Annotated in this window: 16 protein-coding genes and 4 pseudogenes; 4 read left to right on the plus strand and 16 right to left on the minus strand. The window is 59.0% G+C overall.

Features of this window, described 5'->3' with window-relative positions:
* Positions 1-339: 339 nt before the first annotated feature.
* The 7 genes and pseudogenes from OVA00_RS40210 to OVA00_RS37150 form a co-directional block, all read right to left on the minus strand.
* Positions 340-1,590, minus strand: a pseudogene (locus OVA00_RS40210) (aldehyde dehydrogenase (NADP(+))); the annotation flags it as partial.
* 105 nt (positions 1,591-1,695) lie between these two features.
* Positions 1,696-3,883: pseudogene (locus OVA00_RS40215) on the minus strand (molybdopterin-dependent oxidoreductase); the annotation flags it as partial.
* Positions 3,884-3,992: 109 nt separating this feature from the next.
* A complete protein-coding gene (locus OVA00_RS37130; RefSeq protein WP_268090904.1) occupies positions 3,993-4,853 on the minus strand; it encodes an enoyl-CoA hydratase/isomerase family protein in 861 nt (286 codons plus the stop codon).
* A gap of 297 nt (positions 4,854-5,150) precedes the next feature.
* Complete coding sequence (locus OVA00_RS37135; protein WP_268090906.1) at positions 5,151-7,505, minus strand: ATP-binding protein; 2,355 nt, start codon at positions 7,503-7,505, stop codon at positions 5,151-5,153.
* A gap of 59 nt (positions 7,506-7,564) precedes the next feature.
* On the minus strand, positions 7,565-8,848 hold the full coding sequence (locus OVA00_RS37140; RefSeq protein WP_268090907.1) for an MFS transporter: 1,284 nt from the start codon (positions 8,846-8,848) through the stop codon (positions 7,565-7,567).
* A 232-nt stretch (positions 8,849-9,080) separates the two neighbouring features.
* Positions 9,081-9,713, minus strand: a complete 633-nt coding sequence (locus OVA00_RS37145; RefSeq protein WP_268090908.1) for a DsbA family protein — start codon at positions 9,711-9,713, stop codon at positions 9,081-9,083.
* Positions 9,714-10,142: 429 nt separating this feature from the next.
* Positions 10,143-10,451 (minus strand): hypothetical protein, encoded by a 309-nt coding sequence (locus OVA00_RS37150; protein WP_268090909.1) that lies wholly within the window; start codon positions 10,449-10,451, stop codon positions 10,143-10,145.
* 353 nt (positions 10,452-10,804) lie between these two features.
* Here OVA00_RS37150 and OVA00_RS37155 point away from each other — a divergent pair, with 353 nt between their 5' ends.
* Entirely contained in the window at positions 10,805-11,119 is a 315-nt protein-coding gene (locus OVA00_RS37155; RefSeq protein WP_442780606.1) for a hypothetical protein, read from the plus strand.
* 59 nt (positions 11,120-11,178) lie between these two features.
* Here the strand turns inward: OVA00_RS37155 and OVA00_RS37160 are convergent, their stop codons facing one another.
* The 3 genes and pseudogenes from OVA00_RS37160 to OVA00_RS37170 form a co-directional block, all read right to left on the minus strand.
* A complete protein-coding gene (locus OVA00_RS37160) occupies positions 11,179-12,465 on the minus strand; it encodes a flavin-containing monooxygenase (RefSeq protein ID WP_268090911.1) in 1,287 nt (428 codons plus the stop codon).
* Between the two features lie 79 nt (positions 12,466-12,544).
* Positions 12,545-13,786 (minus strand): annotated as a pseudogene (locus OVA00_RS37165) (ISNCY family transposase); the annotation flags it as partial.
* Positions 13,787-13,816: 30 nt separating this feature from the next.
* Positions 13,817-14,515 carry a recombinase family protein gene (locus OVA00_RS37170; protein WP_268088883.1) on the minus strand — a complete coding sequence of 233 codons (699 nt, stop codon included), beginning with the start codon at positions 14,513-14,515 and terminating at the stop codon, positions 13,817-13,819.
* A 40-nt stretch (positions 14,516-14,555) separates the two neighbouring features.
* On the opposite strand from OVA00_RS37170, the gene OVA00_RS37175 reads away from it, so the two are divergent.
* Positions 14,556-17,528, plus strand: coding sequence for a Tn3 family transposase (locus tag OVA00_RS37175; protein WP_268087624.1), 2,973 nt, complete (start codon positions 14,556-14,558; stop codon positions 17,526-17,528).
* Here the strand turns inward: OVA00_RS37175 and OVA00_RS37180 are convergent.
* A pseudogene (locus tag OVA00_RS37180) lies at positions 17,493-17,723 on the minus strand (helix-turn-helix domain-containing protein); the annotation flags it as partial. The gene OVA00_RS37175 and the pseudogene OVA00_RS37180 overlap by 36 nt on opposite strands.
* A 323-nt stretch (positions 17,724-18,046) precedes the next feature.
* Here OVA00_RS37180 and OVA00_RS37185 point away from each other — a divergent pair.
* The gene (locus OVA00_RS37185) at positions 18,047-18,784 is read left to right on the plus strand and encodes a hypothetical protein (protein WP_060521184.1); all 738 of its coding nucleotides are present in this window, start codon (positions 18,047-18,049) and stop codon (positions 18,782-18,784) included.
* A 6-nt stretch (positions 18,785-18,790) separates the two neighbouring features.
* Here the strand turns inward: OVA00_RS37185 and OVA00_RS37190 are convergent, their stop codons facing one another.
* Both OVA00_RS37190 and OVA00_RS37195 read right to left on the minus strand, forming a co-directional pair.
* Complete coding sequence (locus OVA00_RS37190; RefSeq protein ID WP_060521183.1) at positions 18,791-20,218, minus strand: ISNCY family transposase; 1,428 nt, start codon at positions 20,216-20,218, stop codon at positions 18,791-18,793.
* Between the two features lie 405 nt (positions 20,219-20,623).
* Positions 20,624-21,196: an NADPH-dependent FMN reductase gene (locus tag OVA00_RS37195; protein WP_090426756.1), complete on the minus strand. Its 573-nt coding sequence runs from the start codon at positions 21,194-21,196 to the stop codon at positions 20,624-20,626.
* 285 nt (positions 21,197-21,481) lie between these two features.
* On the opposite strand from OVA00_RS37195, the gene OVA00_RS37200 reads away from it, so the two are divergent.
* Positions 21,482-21,937, plus strand: a complete 456-nt coding sequence (locus OVA00_RS37200) for a GNAT family N-acetyltransferase (protein WP_268090912.1) — start codon at positions 21,482-21,484, stop codon at positions 21,935-21,937.
* Positions 21,938-21,969: 32 nt separating this feature from the next.
* Here the strand turns inward: OVA00_RS37200 and OVA00_RS37205 are convergent, their stop codons facing one another.
* From OVA00_RS37205 to OVA00_RS37215, 3 genes are all read right to left on the minus strand, one after another.
* The gene (locus OVA00_RS37205; protein WP_112772039.1) at positions 21,970-23,166 is read right to left on the minus strand and encodes an MFS transporter; all 1,197 of its coding nucleotides are present in this window, start codon (positions 23,164-23,166) and stop codon (positions 21,970-21,972) included.
* A 159-nt stretch (positions 23,167-23,325) separates the two neighbouring features.
* Entirely contained in the window at positions 23,326-23,895 is a 570-nt protein-coding gene (locus OVA00_RS37210) for a helix-turn-helix domain-containing protein (RefSeq protein ID WP_060517886.1), read from the minus strand.
* A 542-nt stretch (positions 23,896-24,437) separates the two neighbouring features.
* Complete coding sequence (locus OVA00_RS37215) at positions 24,438-24,575, minus strand: hypothetical protein (RefSeq protein ID WP_167550732.1); 138 nt, start codon at positions 24,573-24,575, stop codon at positions 24,438-24,440.
* Between the last annotated feature and the right edge of the window lie 278 nt (positions 24,576-24,853).

A 24,853-nucleotide genomic window follows, 5' to 3' on the forward strand; every position in this document is an offset into this window, starting at 1 on the left:
CCAGCAACTCGATCCGGAATGTCCGCGAGACCTGTGCACCACGGTGCAGATCGATCGACCCAGCGTAAGAGCGGTCGGGGGCGCGAATGCACGAAAGCTCTTCGATAGGGCGGCCGCTTGGCGCGGAAGAAATCGCGATGATGCGCAGTTTGCTGAGGGAATACTGCGCTCAGCAGCGATGCGATAGGCAAGGACACGTCGCCGAGGAGGCGGCCAGGTACTTGGTCACTCTGTATCAGGACGGCCTGAGCACCGAGGAGGAGCTCAGATGGCGGCTTTATGAAAGGCGGAATTGGGGTGGCCAATTGATTTTGATCAGGCCACCCACGGGATAGCGGCTTACCGCAGGGCGGCGGGAAGCAGTGCGGCAGGGAAGTCCTGATACGAGACTGGTCTCAGAAACCTGTAGATCGCAAGCGTGCCGACAGAAGTCGATCTTCCGTCGGATATCGCCGGGTAGGGGCCGCCGTGGACTATCGCAGGAGAGACCTCCACACCCGTGCCGAACCCGTTCACGAGCAGTCTTCCTGCAAGCAATTCAAGCTTCGGAATGAGGGAACTTATTACGTTCTTGTCGCCGTCATCGATGTGAAGCGCCACGGTAAGCTGTCCTTCCAACGCATCCACGACTTCATTCAGCTGAGCCAAATTCCTGCAGCGCACGATCAGCCCAGCGGCGCCGAAAACTTCGTCCTGCAGTTCGTGGTGGGCAAGGAAGGCTTCCACCGAGGTCTCGAAGAGTGCGGCCGCACCTTCGTACGCCGATCCGGGCTCCCCCGAAGCGATGGACCGGACTTCCGGGTGCCGTTCAAGCTTTGCCACTCCATCACAATAGGCCTTCGCAATCGACGGTGTCAGCATCGGCCGCGCGCTGATCTCGGGAAGCAACTCCGCAGCAGTTTGGGTGAACGTATCGAGGTCTGCCCCATCGACGGCCAGAAGCAAGCCAGGGTTCGTGCAGAACTGACCAGCTCCAAGGACAAGAGAGGCAACGAATGCCGAGGCGATTTCACGCGCGGGGTTTTTCAAGGCATCTGGAAAGAGAATGACTGGATTGATGCTACTCATCTCGGCGTAGACCGGGATCGGATGTTTCCGACGCGAGGCTATCTCCATGAGAGCAGTTCCGCCTCGGCGGGATCCGGTGAAGCCGACTGCGCGAATTCGCGGGTCTGCGACCAACTTCTGCCCAGCCTCGAATCCGGTATCGAAAAGCAGGGAGAATGTGCCGGGATGCAGGTTCGCGCGGGCCACGGCGCGTTGCACCGCCCGACCGACGAGTTCGGAAGTTCCCGGATGCGCCGAGTGAGCCTTCACGATAACTGGGCAACCAGCGGCGAGAGCGGAGGTCGTGTCGCCGCCGGCGACGGAGAAGGCGAGGGGAAAGTTGGAGGCACCGAATACGGCCACCGGGCCAAGTCGGACGTTTCGCAACCGAAGATCTGATTTCGGCATCGGTTTGCGAGACGGATCCGCGCCATCGAAACGCAGCTCCTGGAAGCGCCCGTCGCGAACTTCCTTGGCGAGCAGTCGAAGCTGGACGAGAGTACGCGCTCGCTCACCTTCCAGCCTTCCACGCGGCAGACCAGCATCGCTCTGACGATAAGGACGTCGCCAATGCTCTCGACCTCTTCCGCAATTGTCTCGAGGAAAGCTGCCGGTCGCGCGATAATGCTGGAAAGCCGCCCAGGCCTCGCTTGCAGCACGTTCGACATCCCCGGGCGTTGCTCCGCCGAATGTTATAGGGACTCCGGCGGCTCGTGTCACCGGGACAGATACCCCCTTATATGAGGGTGTGCCCGATTGCGGATCGAAATGAGATAGCGACATTTCCGGGTAATAGCCTGCGATAGAGCCACTTGGGATGTCATACGCCACGGCAGTAAGGCCGCTGGTCGAGTGCGACTCTTCATCGCCCAGAAGCCCGCAGATTTCGATTTGGTCTCCGTCCGCGAGCCCACGATTAGCTAAGTCCTCCCGGTTCATGAAGAGGACGTCGCGTCGGCCACTCCTCGGTGGCGATCATCAAGGCCATAGACGGTGGTGTTGTATTGATCGCGGCTGCGGATCGTCGTCAGGACGAGCGCTTGTTTCGCTGCCAGCGACGGATCTTCGCGGATTCCGGGCGCGACAGGAATGTAGCCTTGCCGCTGACGGTGTTCCAGCGACGGAAGGAGGCAGCTACGTCCAACCGGAAACCACCCGGTTTGCGAATCCGTTCATTGAAGTCGAAGAAATCGGGGAAGGCCGTCGATCTTGTCGCGGATGCGATCGTCGTCTCAAACAAGGCCGTCCCAGTCGATTCCTTGACGATCACCAAGCGTAGCCTTCGCGATTCCAGCTCGCTGGTTCGGATCTGACCATGTCGCCAGGCGGCTTCAGGAACTCCCGGGATGCGTGGACCATAGACCTGGAATCCTGGACAGTGACCGCTTGCGGACCCGACGCTTGAGTGTCGCGATCCGTTCGAACAAGGCAGGGCAGGATAAGGGATGTCCTCGCGACTAGGAGGTGGGAGCGATTCAGCTTTGTTGCGATGTGGACAGCAAGATCGAGTTTTCGCATTCCGGCAAAGGTAGCCCTATGATCCGACATCGCCACGTTTCATGCCTTCAACGAGTGCCTTGCGGTGATGCCGACAGTCCGGTCGCCCTGGACGTTGGAGTGACCGCGGATCGGAGCAATTCCGGCGCCTTGGCGGCAGATATTTCCACCAAGCGTGAGCAAATTGGCGATTTGCTGAACATTTGACGTACCGCGAGCGTTCTGGGTGACGCCCATGCTATAGCAAACGATGACGTTCTTCGCGCGCGCGTAAACCTCAGCGAGGCTCTCGATAGCAGCTTGTGATAAACCGCTTGCGGACGCGATTCCACCCAGGTGGTCTATTCGATATCAGCCAGCAGGGCGTCGATGCCCGTAGTGTGCTCAGATATGAAGGCGCGGTCCAACACGCCCCGCTCTCCACGATCTAGACTTGCAGCATCAAGCCCGAACACGGCCTTCATAATGCCTTTGAGTGCCGCGAGATCGCCGCCCACCCGTACCTGTTGATACGCAGACGCGATGCGGGTGGAGGAAAGCGTCACCATCTCAACCGGGTCTTGCGGCGCGGCGAAGCGTTCGAGCGCGCGCTCTTTCAGAGGATTAAACACGATGATTGGAACGCCGCGGCGTGCCGCTTCGTGGAGGGTGGACATCATGCGGGGGTGATTGGTGCCGGGGTTGTGTCCGAAGCTGAAGATCGCGTCCGCGTGGCCGAAATCTTCGAGAGTTGCGGTGGCTTTTCCCACTCCTATGGATTTGGGCAAGCCGATGCTGGTGGCCTCGTGGCATATATAGAGCAAGTCCGGAAAGTTGCTCGTCCCGTATGCAGGCACGAAGAGCTGGTACAGAAACGCGGCCTCGTTGTAGGCTCGTCCTGACGTATAGAATTCCGCTCTGTCGGGATTGTCGAGCTCGTTAAGTCCGGCCGCCGACAGCGCAAACGCATGCTCCCATGCAATCGGCTCATAGTGATCAGTCTCGGAATTGTAGCGCAGTGGCAGTGTCAGTCCGCCAGCATCTTCGAGTTGATGATCGGACCACTCCCACAGCTCCGAGACTGTATGCGCGCTGAAGAAATCGGCGTCCGTCCGCTTGGCGGTGGACTCCCAAGTGATGGCTTTGGCGCCGTTCTCGCAGAACTCGAGGATGAAGTGTGCTTCGGATCCGGCCAAGCGCATCCTGGGCAGTCAAATCCCTCGTGTTGGCTTGCCTTCAGAAGCGGTTCCCTGAGCAACAATCTGCCGATGCGCGAGAGACTTCGCGACCGCCTTCTGGGCGTCCCACCTCCGGCCGGGTGATCGTATTGCTCAATTCCATCTGGACGTCTTCTCGTCATCGTTGGCTCCCTCGTTCTGAACAGGTGCGATGGCGACCTGCTTCGCCCGGCCTTACTGACCTCAGGCGCCCCACCGCGATGCGATCCAATGTAACGGTTGGCCTCGTCGTCACCACTCTCGTGCGGCAGCCTCGCTCGGCAGGTTGCCAACTCCGGTCGATGCGACGTACTGGCCAAGTTTCAACTCGATGTCGGTGCGCTTCTGCAGTCCCGCTTCCAAAAGCTTCGCCATCCGAGCTCCAGTTGTCGGGCGTCTGGTCGAGATGAAGAACTGATCGAGAGCGGGTGGAAAGAGGTCGTCGCCGGGAAGGGAGGCTTCGTCGATGAAGCGCTTAGCGTCGGTAAGCGCTTCTTTGTCGAATCCGGCGATCCTCCGGGCGAAGCGATCGACAAATGCGTCGAGATCCGTATCAGGAATGGCTCGGTTCACGTACCCGTAACGTTCGGCCAACGCCCCCGGAAGGTCATCGGCGCCGAGCACCACTTCGATTGCGCGACCGCGTCCGATCAGCCCCGCTAGCCTCGCCATCGGGTTTCCGCCTGGCACCGCGCCGACGCCGACCTCGAATTGTCCGAGGACTGCCTTCTCAGCGCTTGCAAAGCGAATGTCGCACGACAAGGCGAACTCGCTACCCGCGCCACGAGCCCGGCCGCGGATCGATGCTATCGACACGACAGGAGCTCTGGAGAGGCGCACCAGGACGTCGAGCCAGGGATGGATGCCTGTCGGCCCCTCGGTCATTGCAGCTGTTAGGGCCTTGTCTACGAGCACATCGTAGTGGGCGAGGAAGAAGTCCGGATCAGCGCTTTCGAACACGATGACCTTGATTTCCGGATTGGTTTCGAGTTTTTCGATCAGAGCGGAAAGCTCAAGAATGGTGTCGGGATCGACGAGGTTGATCGGGGGATTTTTGAATATCGCCCGCATGAAGCCCGGAGCGGGAAAGCCAAGTTCGATTTGCTTGCTCATATGGATCACCTCTCGTCGCTGCTAGGCAACCACCTAGCCGCGCCTAAGCCTTGATCCTATTGCACAATGGTATCGCCCGCTGTCCCAGGGTAACCTGAGCCCGAAGGAAGGCCGCCTCCGGGCGGGTGGAGACGGCCTTCAGCGGACCGGGAGGATCCGCGTGCTCCGGCGGAGGGGAGGACGCGGGAGCGCTGTCGCTGCATCAGCGTATCGCCTTAGGAGGAGGCGATGATCAGAGAATAGCTATCTTCGAGCCATTGCAAACCAGACTTAGGTATCGGCCATCTGACGCGCGCTTCACGTCGCCGATCGGTCAGTCGTCTGCTTGCCAAGTCTAGGAAGAGAGAAGGCAAAGGTCGCGCCTGGTCCGTCGTTCGACATCGCCCACATTCGGCCGCCATGATTTTCGACTATCGAGCGGCTGATGGAGAGGCCTATGCCCATCCCGTTGCGCTTGGTCGTGAAGAACGGTTCGAACATCTTGTCCGTAGCGTCAGGGGCGATCCCGACGCCCGCATCCGAGATGGACAACGTGAGCATATCCTCGCTCACCAGTGCAGTTCGTACTAGCAGACGGCGAGGCCGTTCCTCGGTCTCCGCCATGGCTTCAATCCCGTTCAAGACCATATTGAGAATGACCTGTTGAAGCTGAATGCGATCGCCTGTGACAGGTGGCAACTCTGGCGCCAACCTGGCCTCCAGGACGATAAATTTCTCACGCATGTCTCGCGCCGACAATGCAATGACCTCGCGAGCTATCTCATTGAGATCGATCTGCTCCATGGCTGGAGACTGTCGATTGAACATAGCCCGAAGTCGCTTGATAACCTCGGTCGCACGCTTGGTGTCTCGGATCGTCCGCCGGGCAGTGTCTGTTGCGGACGCGATGTTCGGTGGATCAAGCGCCAACAGACGGACACACGCATTGGCGTTAGCGAGAATTCCTGAAAGTGGTTGGCTCACCTCGTGCGCTATAGACGTCGTCAGGGCACTTATTGTCATCACGCGGGATACATACGCGAGTTCTTCTCGCGCTTTTGCAAGTGCTTCCTCGCCGCGTCGGAGTGCATCTTCCGCTTGTCTTGACTCGGTTATATCCTGTACCGTTCCCATGAACACAGGGTGATCGCCGATGTAATTTGTAACCCTCGCAAGTCCTCGAATGAACCTGAGGGTCCCGTCTGTCCTGATGATCCGGAAGACGAAATCGGCATCCTCGCCAGCAAACCCTCTCCTCATCTCGAAGTCAAAGAGATTTAGGTCTTCTGGATGAACCCTTTCCCTGACCGCATCGATGCTTGGCTTGAGTTCAGGGTCGAGGTCGAATATTCGATAGAATTCCTCAGACCAGATGTTTTCATCCCGCTGGATATCAGATGTAAAGCTACCGGTTGAACTAATCCGTTGAGCGGCAACGAGTTGCGCCTGGCTCCGCTCGACCTGCGTCTCTCGCTTCAGAAGAGCCTCCTCGTGACGAGTCCGGTCTATGGAGATAGCTGCGATGTGCTTGGCTCGATCGACTACTTGCTGCTCGCGAGGTTCGAGGTTTCTTTTCTGATGACGTAGGATTGTAAATATCCCTGCCGTGTTGCCATATGGGGACAGAATGGGAATAGCCTGGCAGTAATTTAGGCCGTTGGCCAACATGATCTCGCCAATCGACGCGTCACGCTGGTCGCTTTCGGCCAGATTTGCGATCTCGACAGTCCTTTTTGTCAGAGCGGCCGTGGAGCACGGATTCTTCTCTGAAATCACGCTCCTGCCGTCGAAGACCTCCCAGAACGCGCTCGCCAGCCTGGTAGCCGCGCCCATGCGGAAGAGCGTGCGGTCAAGCGAGAGCTCGAGAAACGCACAAACGAGGTCCGGAATCAGATCTTCGACGAGATCGCAGAGCCGTTGAAGAACACTTGCCGACGATTCGCCTCGCGCGACCATTTCGAGTATCTTCATTTCCTGCCCGAGCAGGTGGGAGAAATCCCGGCTGTCCTGAACATCGGTCTGAAGGACGCAATAGCCCGCCAACTCTCCGTTCTGCGTCCGAATTTGTACCACCTGTGCCTCCAGCCAGCGTAGCGTTCCGCCCGCAGAAAGCCCTTGATACGACACGACAGCTGGTTCATTTGGGTCCTGCCCAGCCTGCAAATGAAAGGCGATCTCTTTCAGATTGCTCAGATTGAAGTGGGCTGATCTGTCTTGCACCTCGGCGCTTTGTGACAAGCCGTACCATTGGCATGCTGCCTGATTTGCGAACTCAAGCTCTAGGGAAGGCGTCAGTAGAAGCGCTTGGAGGGACAAGGAATCCAGGAAATTCAAAAAGTCGCGATCGGCGTTGCCATTTTGGTTGTCGATCCTCTCAAGGAGTTCTGTCGCAAGCCAACAGACCTCCCCTCCGAGCCCTTTCATTGGTGAAGCAGAAAGATTGAACCATTCGAATTGTCCATCCCGCCGCCGCAAACGGGCGGCGAAGAGTTGAACTCCCCCCATCTGCTCCGGAACGACGAGGAGATGATCATCCGGATGCAGAAAGCTCGCCCACTGCCGCGAGCCACCCTGATCAACCATCAGGCCAGTGAAGTCTGTGAAGCGCGAGTTCGCATAGCAAAGGACGCCTGTTTCGTCTGTTGTCCAGACCAGGCCGGGCAGGCTGTTCAAGATCGCTAGGCCGTCGTTGGACCCATACGTGATTGCGTCCTCGTCAAGTGGCATTGACATCAACGGTCGTTCCGTTCACTTCGTCGCCGCACGGTCAGGGCAGGGGCCGTCGCTAGTCCGGCGCCGCCGCTGAGGCGCGTCTCAGTCAAACGTCGCCCAGGGAAGTCTTTCCAGAGAATTGCGGCCAGCGCGCAAGCCAGCATCCATATCGAAGCGGTCAGAGCAACCGAGACAGAAGTCCAGCCGAGCGTCGCCGAGGCGAGGATAGTTCCCAATGAAGTCGAAATTTTCAGCACGGAGAAAACCTCAGCCCTCATCTCTGGCGTCACCAGTCTGTTGAGCTGCAATGAGTAGTGGATGCCGAGCGAGGGGGCGCATAACCCGACAAGCACGCAGCCGAGTATCGATAAACCAAAGGAATTCTGAAGTATCAGCGCGATGCCGCTGATGATCGAGAGGAACATCGCCGCGACCTGCTGCTTCGAATAGGCTTTATTGAACAGGCCGTTTCCTATGGAGCCGACGAGCGACGCCGCACACAGGGCTCCGTTGAATATCGCGGCGTACCCTGCTTGCAGGTCGAAGCTCATCGCAAGCGACACCGCGCCAACTTCGATGCCGCTGATCGCGGCGGAACTGGCACAGGCGCATCCTAGCCAGAGAAGGACTTCAGGCGTAAGCGATCTGGTTCGGGTTTCCAACCCTTCCGGCTCTATATTGCATTTTGCGGACGGCAAGATCATTGCGGGCACCGCTCCGAGCATCGCGATTGCAGCGATCGAGAATGATGCCGACACCGACCCAAGACTGGCTGCCAAAATCGGGGTGACGAGAAAGGTGAGGTCCGACGCAAAAGCTGCCAATGCAAGGGCCCTCGTCATCTGAGACTGTACAACAAGATAGTTTGCGCTATTACGCAGATAGCCGAAGGCGGCACCTTGCACTAGCCCAGCCGCCACTGCCGCAGCGACGAAAACCGCGTACGGCGCACCCACTCCACATGCAGCAGCGCAAGCGAACAGGGCTACCGTCCGAATATAAATTAAAGCCTTGAAGAATGCGATCGAGTTCGCACCCCGCCCCAACCGGGCAATTGGCAAAGCTCCGACAAGTTGCGCGGTCGTCATGGCAGCGAGCGCCGTTGCTCCACTCGCGGGGCTCCCCGTCATCGAGATTGCTGCCAAGGCGAAGGCAATCGACGCTCCTGAGCGAGGCGCACCAAACAAGCCGTAGGCGACCGCCCATCGGATAGTCTGATGACTTTGTAGACCGCCCCAGTTCATTTTCCCGCCAATTTTGGCCGTATTGTCCGCAGATAAACCTTGTCGAAGTATTTGCAGCACGCGTGGTGGGAAGCGCCCCCGCGTCCAATGACTTGAACGCGTGGGTGGTACTCACCATTGGCAGGTTAAGTTTACCGCAAACCTGCACCAAGCACACTATACTAAGGTATCAACTCTGATCCTTGATGCCAGAGCTTCGGACGAGCAACACCCTAGCGCAATGGACGGCGTCGAGGGCGATTGACAACAGCTACCCTCCCGAACGTACAAAAGAGATTCTGACAAATGACGGTCAGGCTGCGATGAGCGACAGCACATTTTCCATTTGTTCAACTGAAGTATATCCGTCTGAAACTTGGTACAGCCGCTCACTCTTTTTCAGGAACAGATTGGGAAAACTGGTCACGCCCATCGCCCGAGCGATTGCGAAGTCCGCCACCGTTTTATCTATCGTGCTCTGAAGCTTCCACGTCCTCAGGAACTCATCTGCTGATACAGTATCCCGAAGTGTGCTGAGCGCGCGCGAACCGATCTCAGCGAGCGCAAGCCGATCAGTGGTATCGGCTGCTTCGACATAGAAGGCATGCTGGTAGGCTCGAAAGACCTTGAAAAGATCGAAGTCAGGGCGGAGAATTCTGGCCGTAACGACGGCACGGCAGACAGGTTCCGTGTCGTATACGAAGCCAACCCTTCCAAGCAGCCCATCCCGGTTGAAGCGAGCGCCACTGGCTTGCTCGACCTTTTCCCAGTGCCGCAGCCTGAACTGCTTGCCTGCGTCGTCGAGCACGTCGGTCGCTCCGGCCCGCAGCCCGCCAAGCACCAGTTGAATGGAAGTGCTAGGATGACGTTGAAATAGTCGTTCGAGCTCGTGCGAGAACCCATAACACCATGAGCACATGGGATCAGCGACCAACACAAGTTTCATTTTCGCGCCTCAAAGTTCGATCGGTGCGCTCGCCCACTGTTGTTTCCTGGATGGCGGCGCCTAGAGGTCAATTAAGGCTAACTTCTTTCGGAGAGAATGAGGATTGCGCGGTACACACTCCGCCGCGCCGCGGCATAATGAGTTGAGCGAGGCGCCATCTCGTCGACAGGATTCTCGAATCCGGTGCGTGCGGCGCTCGTGAAGATGAGTGATGGAATAGCTCAACGAACAGAGTGCCGTCGGAGCTGCCAATTGTCGACCCCCCGGGCTTTGACTTTGACCCTCAGTGCTTCAATTGCCGCGTCGAGTTGCTTGCCCCGATCGATCAATTCTTCGGATGAGACGACTCCCGAGGCGCTTTCCGGTGTCGCTCTGCATAGGGCAGGCATCGCCTCCTCCTGGATTTTCGGCAAAAACGCAGGTTTCCGCTCAGTCCCAGTAGTCCGGCAGAAGCTTGAGCCCGTCGGCCTGATGTTTGTCCTGGTTGATGAAGAGCTGCGCATTGAATTCGCGCATGAACTCTTTGATCCGGTCCATGGAGAAGATGAATTCGGGCTTGTCGACATTCAGCGCGGGTCCAATGTCCCGCTCGAAATTGCCCTCAAGATGAGCCACATCACCGGACAGGATAACGTAGCCGGTATTGGCAAGATGGACCATCAGCGACTGGCTGCCAGGGGTATGCCCCGGCGTCGACAGCACCTGTCGCCGCCGGGCAATGACCGCAGGATCGTTCATGAAATCCTCCGACGTCCCGAAGTGGAAGAGGCGGCGTCGATCAGTCAGAGTCAGCTGCGAATAGGGTCGGAACATTCCAAAATCTCCAAGGGGAAACCATTGAAATCATTGGCATGTCGAACTTGTGAGCGTCGCCACATAATCCTGAGACGATATCCTGAAGACGATGACACCCCCGGACCAGCTCTCGCACACCTGACGAAGGGTATTTCGATGTCTTCGACGAGCGGAGCCAACACGCCGCCATAGGCTATCGCATCCTCGTGAACGACCGGAATCTCGTTGCAAAAGCGCTGAAAAAAGATGCCGATTTGGACGAGCTGGACGCGGTGGCGTATCTCGAGCGACTGTGGGTGAACCCGTCCTTGCGGGGACACGGCATCGCCCATCGGCTACTCCGCGAAGCCCAGCACGTCCTCGGTCGGCCAGGACTGCTCGTCATGGTGAAGGCCCACCAGACGATTTCAACGAAGGCGCCAATCAGAAGCTCGCCGCCTACTATCAATCAGACAAGCAACTACGCTTCCGCCAGGTTTCGAAGAAGCATGAAGGATGGCTCGTCGCCGCCTGGCAGCATCCTGTCGTCGGCGAAAAGGACGAGAGCTTTCTTGATCCGGACGTCAAGGAGACACCTGCGGTCGACGACAACGACTGACGGTGCATGGTGATTGCGAAATTCGGTAGCTCACCTGCCAAACACTCCGCCGCGACCGCTTCACAAAGGTTGTCACGAATGCCCTAAGATATGTTCGACAAGGCGAGGCGCCTCCTCGGCGATCGCCAGTATGATGCCTGACTTGCGGGTGGAGGCGAAGTCCAACCCCGCGAAGTAGAGACCCGGTAGGGCGGCCACGCCGTCGTCGTGAAGAGGCTGTCCCGCGGCGTCGAGCACACCGGGAAGATTCATCCAACTGAAATCGCCCTTGAAGCCTGTGCACCAAACCACGCTCGTTATGCCGGACCGGGAGAGATCAAGCGAACCGATCGTCGGCTTCGGCTGACGCATCGCGACCGTCTCCGCCGGGTCGGGCTCCGAAACAGGTGCATCGATTCCAGCACGGCTGATATATTCGTCGATATGGCGTCTGATGTTGTCTGAGGCCTCATCTGCAAAGCGAACATTCGCTTCAAGATCGTCGGCGAACGAGAGGCGGCCGCCATTCTCGACGCCGGTGAAATGCCCAAGAAGCACGACACCTCGGGCGCTGAGCGCTTGAAGGCTTATCGTGTGCACCGACCCCAGCACGCCACGAGGCGGGATGCGCCCCGCAAGTCGAATGACCTCCTCTCGTCGCACATCGAGAAACCCGCTTTCGAGGAGCCAGATCATGATGTCGCGGCCTCGGTAGCGCCGTGGGAGCCGTCCGACACGACTGGTGGCAAGGAAGACTGTTCGGCCTGCTTCCGCCAACTCTTCCGCGATCTGGACACCCGATTGGCCGCTTCCGACCACCAGCACCGCTCCATCGGGCAGATCCGCAGCGTTGCGATAGCCGGAAGCGTCGATCTGGCGGAGGTCGGACGGCAACGCAGCGGCCCAAACCGGGCGCACCGGACAATTCAGGCTGCCACTTGCGATGATCACGTTCCGCGCTAAAAGCGTGTCGCGTGAGGTGGTCAGCCGATACGCGCCGTTCTCGTGCGTGCGCGAGAGTTCGGTCACAGCAGTGTCCAGTTCGATCGGGAGCGCATTGCGCGTCGCGAAGTCCTCAAGCAATGCGATGAACTGATCCCGCGTCAGGGCACCGGACGGATCCGGACCGTCATAGCTGTCCCCTGGCATGACAGTCTGCACGTTGGGCGTATTCATTCGAAAGGAATCCCATCGCTGTGTGCGCCACGTCTCTCCTATGCGGCCTCGCTCCAATACGCTGTGGCGCAGGCCTCGTCGTGCCAGACAATAGCTGACACCCAGGCCGGCCCAGCCGGCCCCGATCACGACTGCATCAAGAACATCATCGTTATGTGCGATTTGCTGCGGTGATTTCACGTCGCCCCCCGGCAAACCCGCCATCCCCGCGCAGCATTAAGCCTTGTTCACTGCAATTAGTCCAGCGTGGTGGATCTGCGCCCGATCGCTCTCGTCTGGGCTATCACAGTAGGCTCGCCTGCATCGGTTCGCCGTCCTTCGACACAATGCTGGATCCGTAAGGCTCGCGTGACGTGACCATGATCGCAGGATCGTTCATAAAATCCTTCCGACGTCCCGGGCCGCGCGCGCGTCGAACGTAGCCGTTCTTCTCGCTGTTCGTCTTCACGGCGGGCTTCGTCTGCTGCTCCTGACGTTCCTTGATGTAGGTCAGGAGTTCACCGAGCCGCTTGTTATCGGTGATCGCCGCATGCGTCACCCGCTGGTCCTTGTCGAACACCCGGTAGGGTAGGGAATGCCCCTTCCAACGCACATCCAGCCTGCCGTCGGCAAGCGCGTAGGTCTCGACATAGCGACCGACCAGCCCGCGCGTCACCTCGGTCTCTTCCAGCATGATCCGCTGGCGCTCGTACGAAAACGTCAACTGGGCACCGACATAACGCTGCTCACGTTTGCATAGCACGTCGCGCAGCCGATCCGGGGCAAGGTTCAGCGGCCGATGCAGATCATCAGATCGGGCAGGGGTAATGGCAAACTGGCGGCTATAGCGCTCCATGAACCGAGGCAGGAAAGCGTTGCCGTCGTCCATGCCGCAGACGCCCTCCAGACGCAGATCCTTAATCAACCGGTCCTGTAGCGTCCGGTTCATCCGCTCGACCCGGCCCTTGGCTTGACTCGAGTTTGCGCAAAGAATCTCGATGTTTAACTCGCAAAGTGCACGCCCGAACTGGGTCATGCCTTGGCCGCCCTTGGCATCCTTCTTCGCAACCCGGAACACCGAATGCTTGTCGGAATAGAAGGCGACGGGAGCACCATGCGCCTTCAGATAGAGTTCCAGCGCCTCGAAATAGCTGAACGCACTTTCCGAGCGCACAAACCGCAACTGCATCAGCTTGCCGGTCGCATCATCGATGAACACCAGCAATGAACATGGATCGCCGCGATCTTCGAACCAGCGATGCTCGGAACCGTCGATCTGAACCAACTCGCCGTAGGCCTCGCGCCGCAGCCGCGGCTGATGGAACGTCCGTCTCTGCTTGCGCGACAGCCAGAGGCTGTCGTCCGACATCCATTGGCGCAGCGTCTCGCGCGATACCGTCAGTCCATCGCGTTCGGCTAGCTTCTCGGCCGCCAACGTCGGTCCGAAGTCCGCATAGCGTTCGCGAACGAGCGTCACCGCATAATCCCGAATACCGTCGCTGATCCGGTTGTTCGAGGGTCGGCCGATCGCCTTATGCCGGATTGAAGGGGTAGATTGAAAGTACGTGTAAAAAGTTCACAAGGTCGGTGCTCCTGGTGATCGGATGCGTTTGACGATTTCGCCGACGCGGCCGCGACTGGCTTTTTCGCCAATTTTCTTATGAATTTGCCGCACGCTGAGACTGGTAGAGGCGGCAAGCGTTTCGATCTCGACAATCAGCCGAGGCGCAAGCGGTGGTCGGCCGAGATGCTTGCCGCGCGCGGCGGCTGCCTTCATGCCGGCGGTAACGCGCTCGCTGATCAAAGAGGATTCCAGCTCAGCCATGGCTCCAATGATTGTGAACATGGCGCGCCCCATAGGACTTGCGGTGTCGATCTGATCCTGGACGCTGATGAAGCGCACGCCGAGGTGGTCGAATTCCTCGAGTGCGGTCAAAAGGTGGCGGGTGGAACGGGCGAAACGGTCGAATTTCCAGACCAGGACGCAGTCAACCTCACGGTTGCGAACACTCGCCATCAAGGCGTTGAGCCGGGGGCGTCCCTCGCGGCGGCCTGACACCGCGACGTCACAGTAGTCTCCGACGATCTCCAGCCCGGCGCGCGCGGCGTAGCCGTGCAGGCCGTCATATTGGAGATCCGGCTTCTGGTCCGGCGTGGAGACGCGCAGATAGAGCGCCGTGCGGTTTTTTGGCCGGATGTGATGGCGGTTCCGTCCTAGAATGTCTTCCTTTTCGGACAAGGAATCGCTATGTCCTAACGCCTTCAATTCACGCATGTTTCGCCACGCCTCCGGCGGACCCTTTTCCGGACACCTCATGACCGCGATTGACCGCACCGCTTACCCGCGTCCAGGCGACCCTCTGACGGCTGAGGAATTGGACGCCCGCTACCACCTGAATGAAGCCGACCTTTTCTTTATTCGTGACAAGGCGCCCGGCGATATCGGCCGCCTGACACTGGCGACACTGCTGAAGGGCCGGCAGGACCTTGGCTACTTTCCAGCGCCGTCCGACGTTCACATCGATACGGTGGCCCATCTGGGGGCGCAACTGGACCTGGCCGCCGCATCTCCGCTGCTCGACGAGACCCGTCAAAAGACGATGCTCCACCGTTATCGGACGGCGGTACGCATTCATCTCGGCGTGTCGCCTTATTCTGAAGCGGCCGAGCAGCTGGTTTCGGCCGCCGTGCTTGCGGCGGCCGAAATGATGAGCGATCCGGCGGACCTGATCAATCGAGCCATTGAAGTCCTGGGTAAGGCCTCGATCGATTTGCCGGCCTTCAGCACACTGGATCGGCTGGTCAACCATCTGCGGGCCCAGGTCCACACACGCATGTATGACCAGGTCGCGGGGCGGCTGACGCCGGATGTTACCGCGGGCCTGGATGGGCTGCTGACGGTTCCGCCGGATGCCGCGACAACGGCCTTCAACCGCCTCAAGCAGACGCCGGGACCGGCGCGCCCCGAGACGATCAAACTGTGGACAGAGCGCCTCGACTGGCTGACCCGATTGATCGATCCCGATCCGCTCCTGGACGGCATTACCCATACCAAGCTCCGCCAATTCGCCGCCGAAGCCCGGGCTTTGGAGGTGAGCGAGGTTCTCGCCATTGCCCGGCCAGGACGGCGCCACATCCTGATACTGAGCTTGCTTCGACAGGTCCGAGCACAATGTCGTGACGAGCTGATCGAAATGTTGTTGCGCCGCATTCGAAAGACCCAGGCGGCCGCCAAGGAAGCGCTTAAGACGCTTCAGGAGCAGCACCGGGAGATGGAGGAGAAACTGATCGGGGTCCTGGGACAGGTGCTGGAAACCGCAAAGGACGGCGAGAGCGACACTGACACGGGACACCGCATCCGCGCCCTCCTGGCCGAGCAGGGCGGCGTCGAGGCGCTCTCGGAACAATGCGAAACGGTCAGCGCCTGGCATCGTAACAACGATCTGCCGCTGCTGTGGCCAATCCACGCCAAAACCCGCAGCCTTTTGTTCCGGCTGCTGGAACTGATGGAGATTCGCCCGGCGACACAGGACCGCAGCCTGCTCGATGCGCTGACGGTCGTCATCGAGCACCGTACCGCGCGCCGTGACGAACTGGCCGGGCAGCTTGACCTGAGATTCGCCTCGCAGCGATGGCAAAGCTTCGTGATGAAGCGCCGCAAGGGCCGTGTCGTGCTGGACCGGCGGGCGCTCGAAGTCTGCGTCTTCGTTCATCTGGCGGACGCGCTGCAGGCCGGCGACCTCTTCGTCGTCGGCGCCGAAACCTTCGATGACTACAGGACCCAACTCCTGCCTTGGTCGGACTGCGAGGCGCGGCTGGCGAATTATTGCGGTGCCCTCGGCCTTCCCGGTAGCGGCGAACAGCTTGTCGGCCAGTTGCGGCAGGAACTGACGGCTACGGCGGGGGCGGTCGATGCGGGCTTCCCCTCCAACGTCGAATTGACGATTGACGCAGACGGCGTACCCCACCTGAAGCAGCTCAAGGCCAAATGCCAGCCCGAGGGATTGTTGGCCTTCGAAACGGAAATCCATGCCCGCATGCGCGAGCGTCACCTGCTCGACATTCTCAGGGACGGCACCTTCTGGACCAACTTCACGCGCCACTTCGGCCCGCCGTCGGGGGCTGACCCGAAGCTCGGCAGAGCGGAGCAGCGCTATGTCTTCACCACTTTCGGCTACGGCTGCAATCTTGGCCCGGTCCAAGCCGCTCGGCACGCACCCGGCATCGCCAGCGCCAATACGTTGCGCCGGCTCAATGCCCAGCATATCGATACGCCCAAGCTCGAAGCCGCGATGACCGATCTGATCAACGCCTACAATCGCTTTGCCTTGCCAAAACTCTGGGGCGCGGGACGCGCCGCGATCGCCGATGGCACCCACGTCCCGCTTCGCGAAAACAACCTGCTGGGCGCCCAACACATCCGTTACGGCGCCTATGGCGGCATCGCCTACCATCATATCGCCGACAACTATATCGCGCTGTTCACGACCTTCATCCCCTGCGGCGTCTGGGAGGCCGTCCATATCCTGGATGGGCTTATGAAGAACCGATCCACGGTCCAACCGGATACCCTCCATGCCGACACCCAAGGCCAGAGCGAGCCTGTCTTTGGTCTTTCGCGCCTTCTCGGCATCATGCTGATGCCGCGCATGCGCAACTGGGGCGACGTCGCCTTTTACCGTCCCGACCAATCGGTGCGCTACCAGCATATCGACAGGCTCTTCACCCGCGAAATTGATTGGCGCCTGATCGCAACCCATTGGCAGGACATGATGCAGGTGATCCTCTCCATCCAGGCCGGTTTGGTCCTGCCCTCCATGTTGCTGCGCAAACTCGGCTCGCACAACCGCAAAAGCCGACTGTACCAAGCATTCCGCGAACTCGGTCGGGTCGAGCGCACGCTGTTCCTGCTGCGCTACATCGCCAATCCCGAGATTCGGCGCACAATCCGCGCCGAGACCACGAAAATCGAATCCTTCAACGATTTCCTCGACTGGATTACCTTCGGCGGTCCAATCATCAAGAGCGGCGATCCGGTCGAACAGGAAAAGCAGCTCAAATATGCCAGCCTGGTCGCCAACGCGATCATGCTCTCCAATGTCTCCGATTTGACGGACGTACTCTCGTCAATGACCGCAGACGGGCATCGTGTCACGCCGGAGTTCGCCGCAGCCCTCAGCCCTTACGCCCGCAAGCATATCCGCCGGTTCGGCAAATACGAGCTCGACATGGACGAGCGGCCAGCCCCGCTCATCCCGAAGCCCTTGCCGTTCGACCTGCCCTTGTGAACTTTTTACACGTACTTTCAATCTACCCGTTGAAGCCGCGCCGCCGGTGTTGATCCGCTCCAGCAACCGGCGAACCTGGCGGGTGCTCAGTTCAAGCACGCGCGCCGCCGACGCCAACGTCATGCGTCCGGCGATCACTTTCGACAAAACCTCAATCCGTTGCAGATCGCGCTCGCTCATCGCAATCAATCCCATCCGCAATCTCCCAGGTCATCAAAACCCGGGGAGAGTGACATTCCAACTTTGCAGGATCAGGACACTTTAACTTTGCGGCTACAAGTTCTGTCAAAGCTGAATAGGGCTGCGACGTCGCCAGCCATTTAGAAATGCGACACTGCCCGCCGGCTTGCTCTGCCAGTCAGCCCCCGATCCGACCGGCTGGTCCGGGTTGAAAGGGCGGAGCGGGGGCGGGTGATGACACTCCCCTTCGGCTTTAGCTTTCTCAGTAGCAATTGTTTTGTCGCCGGTTGATACTCGCTTGCACCTGCATAGGGCGAGGTAGGGATCACAGCCGCACGATGCTTCCGGAAATCAAGCTGCATGGTGACGTCGATGTCGCCGCACTGTCCCCACTTCTTCGCGGTATGCTTCTTTCGGTTGCCTATGCTGACGGTGAGGGCGGCATAGGATTGACGGCGACCGGCGCCATGAACCGCAAGTTCGTGCATTGGGCCGCTGTGCACTTCCTTTGGCCAGGCTTCACAGCCGAAGACCTCTACAGCATGAACAAGGTGCTCAATGAAAGCGACATGCCGCCGCTTTGGGTGGTGCGCGACATGACCCGTCATCTGAAGCTTCTTCGTCGGAAAAAAGATGTGCTGCTGCCAACCAGACGCGGCCGGGAGTTCCTGGTGAACCCGCAAGCCTTCTTCGATCTGATCGCCACGGATTATCTCTATTCGTATGTCCATACCACCGAGCGGGAAGAGGAGGTCCGAGCGCGGTTACGCTGGTGGCGCATGTTCCTCAATCTTCTCAATATCAAAGCCAGGGAAGGGTGCACGCCAATAGACGTTGTGAAGATCCTCTATCCAGACTTGGCGCCTCTGTCGGACACCGAAATGACCATAGAAGCCTGGAAGTTGAAATCCGATCTCCAATATGGCGTCTTTCGGCGCTTGTGCTGGCTCGGTGTGCTCTATGAGGCACGAGAGGGGCTTACGCTCCTCCAGCATGGAGCCTTCCACAAGACGCCACTTTGGCCAGCTTGCCTGCAGTTGGAATCGGATGCGCAGAGCGACATCGGCGTGCATTGACGCTCTTTATTCCGCCGCTGGCCGCCTCATCAACGCTTTCTCTCGTCGCGCAATCACCGCCGGATCGTTCATGAAATCCGTCCGCCGGCCAGGCTTGGGACCACGCTTCTGGTAGCCGTTGGCTGTGCTACCGTCTCGAATGCCGAACATATGATCCGTTTGGCCCGTTCGGCTCGGACCACTCTTGCTGCGCTGCTGTTGGCGTCCGGCCTGCATCTCGGCGACAATTGACAGCATGTCGTCCAGCCGCTTGTTGTCGACGACCTCGGCACGATGCACCGAGCGCAACGTATCGAAGGTCCTGTAGGGCAGGGCAAAGCTCTCGTGCATGATCTCAAGCCGACCGTCCGGATAATCGCAGACAATCACCTTCTGGCCCGCCAATGGCCTGGAAATCTCGGTCGGATCGAGAATGAACAGCACCTTGTCGTAACGCAGCGTCAGGGATTGCGACAGCGTGCGCACTTCCTTGCGGCACATGGCACCATCGAGGTTCTCATGGTCGGACAGCGGCCGGTGCATGTCCTTCGGATTGCGTGGTTGCTTGCCAAAACGAGTGTTGAAATCTGCAATGAACTCAGGCGCATAGACATTGGCAGCTTCGATCGTATCGATGCCGCGAAGTCGCATCTCCTTGACCAGCCGATCCTGCAATGTCTGGTTGGCACGCTCCACTCGACCCTTGGCCTGCGGGGTGTTGGCACAGATGATGTCGATATTGAGTTCATAGAGCGCCCGTCCGAACTGCGTCAGGCCGCTTGTCCGGTCTTTCTTCGACGCATGGAGCGAGCGGAAAACGCCGTGCTTGTCGCTGTAGAAGGCCAGCGGCTTGCCCCATTGCTGCAGATAGGCCTTCGTCGCGTGCAGATAATCGAATGTATTCTCCGATCCAGCAAAGCGAAGATGTAAAAGCTTGCCGGTGGCGTCATCAATATAGACGAGCAGGGCGCATTTGGGGCCGCGGTTCTCGAACCACCAGTGATGCGACCCATCGATCTGCACCAGTTCGCCAAAGCAGTCGCGCCGGCCACGTGGCTGGAAAACCCGTTTCTTGCGTTCCCGACGCGAGATCCAGATGCCAGCCTCGGTCATCCATTGCCGCAGCGTTTCCTTGGCAACAGAAATCCGGTGCAGCTCGATGAGCTTCTCGCGCGCCAGCGTCGGACCGAAATCCAGATAGCGTTCGCGGATCAGATCCAGCGCCGCATTGCGGAAATCCTCGCTGTGGCGCCGATTGCTCGGCCGGGATCGCTTCTTCGAAACAAGACCGGCCGGACCATCTTGATCATAAGCCTGCAGCAGTCTGTGGATCTGACTTCGACTGAGGTTGAGCAGTTCGGCAGCCTGGACAACGCTCAGGCGCTCGTCACGGATCTTCTGGATGACTTCGAGGCGATGCAACTCTTTCTGCGACATGGTGATCAAACAGGACATGACGACTCCGACCGCTCATGGTCTCGACCAGGCTGAAGGTCGTCATCCTTGCTCCCAACGTTGGCTTTGACCAGTGCGTCGAGAGGCGAGACTGTCGCATCTCTAACTGGCCCAACTGTCGCATTACTAAATAGCCACTACATGCAAAAATCACATAAGATAGATTATGGAACTGGATGTGATGTATCAAATATGCCATCTAACGCATTGATCAAAATTCACTTCCTCGCGATAGCTGATTGAATCAGCGCTCCCCATTTCGTGTATACGTCTTGCGCCGCTCGATTTCGACCGCAGCCTCGATGTGGCCATGGCAGAACCCATCGTGAGGACGCCTGAGCCACTTCGACCGTTGTTCGACGCCCTTGCCTACGGCTTGAGGAGACGCGAGTGGCAGCCGCTTGTTCAAGCGTCGCGAGGCAGGACAGAGAGCACGCGCGCAATGAAGGCTGCAAACTCTTCCATGTAGCCACGGAGAAACTGCTCGGTCGTTTGCACCGTCACTTCTCCGTCGTCGGAAATCAGCCCCGGAGTGAATTGAATGTAGGCTTCTGGGGCGTTCATCTGCGGTGAATTGCAAAAGCTAAGAACACTGCGCAGTCCTTGTTGCGCTACCGCGGTTCCGATCGAGCCCGGCGATGTCCCGATGACAGCCGAAGGCTTGCGTGTGAAGGAGTTCTTTCCGTAGGGGCGACTCGCCCAGTCAATGGCGTTTTTTAGGCCACCCGGGATTGAACGGTTGTATTCCGGGGTTACAAAGAGAATGGCGTCGACCCCAGCCAACTCTTCTTTGAAAGCTCTCGCGACCGGCGGAAAATCGGCATCATAGTCATGGCTATAGAGCGGGAGTTCCCTGAACGATATTTCTGTCATTTCAAGCTGTGCAGGAGCCAACCTCACCAGTGCACGGGCGAGCTTGCGATTTATGGAGTCTTTGGCGAGACTACCAATCAAGTATCCGACCTTATGCGTTTGCATAATAATTCTCCCGATACCGTGACCTGTGGCGTGGACTGCAACGACAATGTAGCGCGTCGCGCCGTGACTGTCATGTTTCCAAGTCGCTGCAAACCCGATCTCAGAACTCTCTTAACGCGCCAGTATGCCGGCAGAACTGCAGCTTTCATCCGGAGCCGGTCGCCGCGGCGATCGGCATGGTATCCGGCGGATGCGGAAGGAAGAATGGCTACCTTTGAAAGAAGAACATCGTGCAAACTATAGCAACTGAACGACTGATATTGCGCCAATGGCGCGAGGACAATTTTGAGGCCTTCGCTCGATTCTTGGGGGGACCCCGTCACCACCGCCTTCGTCGGGGGTCCGATCAAGCGTGAGGATGCCTGGCGAAGGATGTTGTCGTTCATCGGTCATTGGCACTTGCGCGACTTTGGCTTTTTCGTTGTCGAGGATAGTAAAACAGGTGAAATGGCGGGCTACTGCGGAGCGCAGCTTCCTTTGGACAAGCTTGAACCTGAATTGGGATGGGGCATTTACCCCCAGTTCCAGGGGCAAGGCTATGCTACCGAGGCGATGCATGCCGTTCTCGACTTCGCAGCCAGCAAACTTGGCTGGAGGACGGCAATAAGCCTGATCACTGATGACAATTTGGCTTCCCAAGCGGTCGCGAGAAAACTTGGAGGCGCGCTTGAGCGACACGTGGATATCAGTGGCATGCGCTACGGCGTATACCGGCACGTCTTTGGAGATTCGTCGATTTAGCCGTTCAAGGGGTCCTCATCTGGTTCGGATACCTACAGCGTGGGTACGCCGGCAGCATCGCGCGTTGGCTCCGGCATTGCCGGAAGCAGGAGCAGGAGGGCCACCGACAGGAGGTGGATAGCACAGGCGACGAACGCGAGCGCCGCGAGCCCGGCTGCGATGATTGGCGCGGCGATGACGGTTCCAAGCGTGGTGATCATGAAGATGAAAAAGACGATCAGCGCCGATCCGCGCGCATTATTGGCACCCGAAGCAAGAATGCCGCGATAGAAGCCAATGGGGCCGCGAAGACCCAAGCCGATCGCCATGGGCGTAAACAATAGAGGCAACATCAGCATGTTGGTACCGCCCATGAGACCGTAGGCGAACAGCGCAAGGGCACTCAAGGCAGCCATGACGGTGCCGGTCAGGATGACGTTTTCAGCGCCAAAACGTTCGGCAATCCGGGCGGTCAGATTGGCGACGATGATGAACCCGGAAATGTTGATGACCTGCATGATGATGAAGTCGTCCAGAGAGCCGCCCATCGACGCGACGATGACTGTCGGCGCGCCGAAGACGAAGGTGAGCAGTCCGCCGAGCGTCAGGGCCTGGCTGAGCGCGTATCGCATGAAGACGCGATCCGTGAGCAGTTGCCCATAACTACCGAGGGTGTGGGAGGGTTCTTCCTCACGGGGCAGCCCAAGCACGAGTATGAGGACCGCAGCGAGCATCGTCAAAACACCCAGCAGCTCGAATGACGATTGCCATCCGAAATGCGAAAGCAGCAGCACGCCGAAGATCGGCGCAAGCGCCGGCACCAGCGATTCCACGCTGCCGAGAAACCCGATGGCGCGCACCGCCGCCTTGTCGCTGAACAGCTGCCGTATCAACCCTGGGCCAAAGACCGGAGCCGCCGCAGACGCCACGCCTTGAACGAACCTCAGCGCGATAAGTGCCGTGATATTTGGCGAGAAGGCACAGGCGAGCGAGGCGGCTGCAAATCCGGCGAGCGAAGAGAAAAGCAGCGCCGTGCGCGAAAAGTGGTCCGCCAGGCGCCCATAAAGAAGCAGGCCGAGACCGCCGCCGCCGACATAAGCGGCAAGCACCAGCTGCGCGGTCGCCCGGTCAGTGCCGAAGATTTCAGGCAATTGCGGAACGGCCGGCAAGACGAGGTCGGTCCCTGCCAGCGATAGCGTTGCACAGATGATGAGAAGTGAAAACGTGATGGCGCGACGCGAATTTGTCATTGTCCGGAGTGCTCTTGGCGGATCTATCGTGACCGATGGGATGTGAGCGCAGACGCCCTGCCCGCCGAATTTTTTGGTACGGCGGTTTCGGGGCAACTGGCGGTCATGGCAGGCTAGCAGGGGCAGAACAGCTCGGACAACGAATGAAATATTCGCGTCTCAGATGGGATCGATACTGGTTACCAGGCGGCCGACGCGCCCGTCGGAAATGCCTATTCGTTCCCATCGGATGATGCTCGGGGGGATCGGCATATCGGGGTCGTCGCTGCCGCCGGTCGTGAACTGGACGGCTCCCGACCAGACCTCTTCAAACCAGCCAAGTTCTTGCAGTTGAAGCTCTCTCTCGATGATTTCCGCCGTCGCATATCGCCATAGCGAGACGCCGAAAAAGGACGCGGCAGAGATCCGCCACTGGGCTTGCCTGGCCGGTGAGACGCTCAAAAGCGCATGGGTGTCGTCGCAAACAAGGTGAACCGGAAACGGCGCCGTTTCGATGAGTCGACGCAATGTCAGGTCTATCCCGACGCTCTCATGCCGCTCGAGCAGCGTCTCGACCCGGGCCCGGGCCTTTGCTGAAGGCTCATGCTGCCCGGCTTCCCATCGCGATAGCAGACCCTGCGACACGCCAAGATCCGCCGCCAACGTTTCCTGCTTGATCTGCCTGAGCCTGCGGAAGCGTCGAAGCCGGCATCCGAGCGGCAAAGCGCAAACCTTCAGATCAAGCTCCATACCTTCCTCGCGACAATAGCCCTCCCCCGTTGAATAGCAGGGACGCTTGGTCGGATGTCAACAGACACCCGCGTCTAGCTCGATGCTGGGACAGTGGCATCTTCTGACGCTCACTTTCGCCTGACGTTGAGGCCCAGCGCATCGGCGATGATGATCGCGTCCTTGAGACGGACGCTTTCCGGAGCAATGAGCGATGACGTCATCCGGCCGTCGGGAATGAAAGCGGTTGGTCGGCACGTTGCTCCAGGGGAGATCACGGCGTTACGGGCCGCGCCATTGTCAAAGCGCAAGCCCTTGCAATCCGAACAATCGGACAGAGCTTGGACCTGAAGGGCAGAGAGTTGGCTTGATGGAAGGAGAGCTTTCTCGACGAGGGTCGCTTAGCCAACATTCTCGTGGCGGCTTGGCGACGTTCGGCACCACTACGGCCGAAGATCAGGCGATGGGCCCCTCATGCTTGTCAAAATCGCCTGAGCGGGCCCACCCCCTGTCAGAGTTCGCAGAGCTGCCGGCAGTGCAGTTACAGCGCCGCCGGAGCGGCTTCAGCGCGGTGCAACCGCGCCCGCATAAAAACCGCCGTCGCCACCATAGTAATCCTGTCTGACACTGGTCGCACCGCCGCCGGTCTGGGAGCATCCGGCAAGCGCGGAGAGTACGAGCAAGAATGTGGCAATACGCATTGAGTTTGATCCTTTTTTGGCTGTCACACACATAGTCACAGGCAAACGCCCAGACAACCCGGCGACGACACGACTTTCAACCAAACCCTGTATCCGAACGATCGATACTGAAACAAAGGCGCACATCCTCTCTCTCGGCGCGCCCTACGCCGGCAAACTTCTTGAGCTACAAGATTTAAGAGAGAAACGATCGCAGCCGACACGACGATCGCCGAAGCGCTCGCGAACATGGATCGGCTGGCACGCAAGACGCTGTTTGCCGAGGACGCCGAGGGCCA

The organism is Ensifer sp. SL37, assembly GCF_026672675.1.
Taxonomy (GTDB): domain Bacteria; phylum Pseudomonadota; class Alphaproteobacteria; order Rhizobiales; family Rhizobiaceae; genus Ensifer; species Ensifer adhaerens.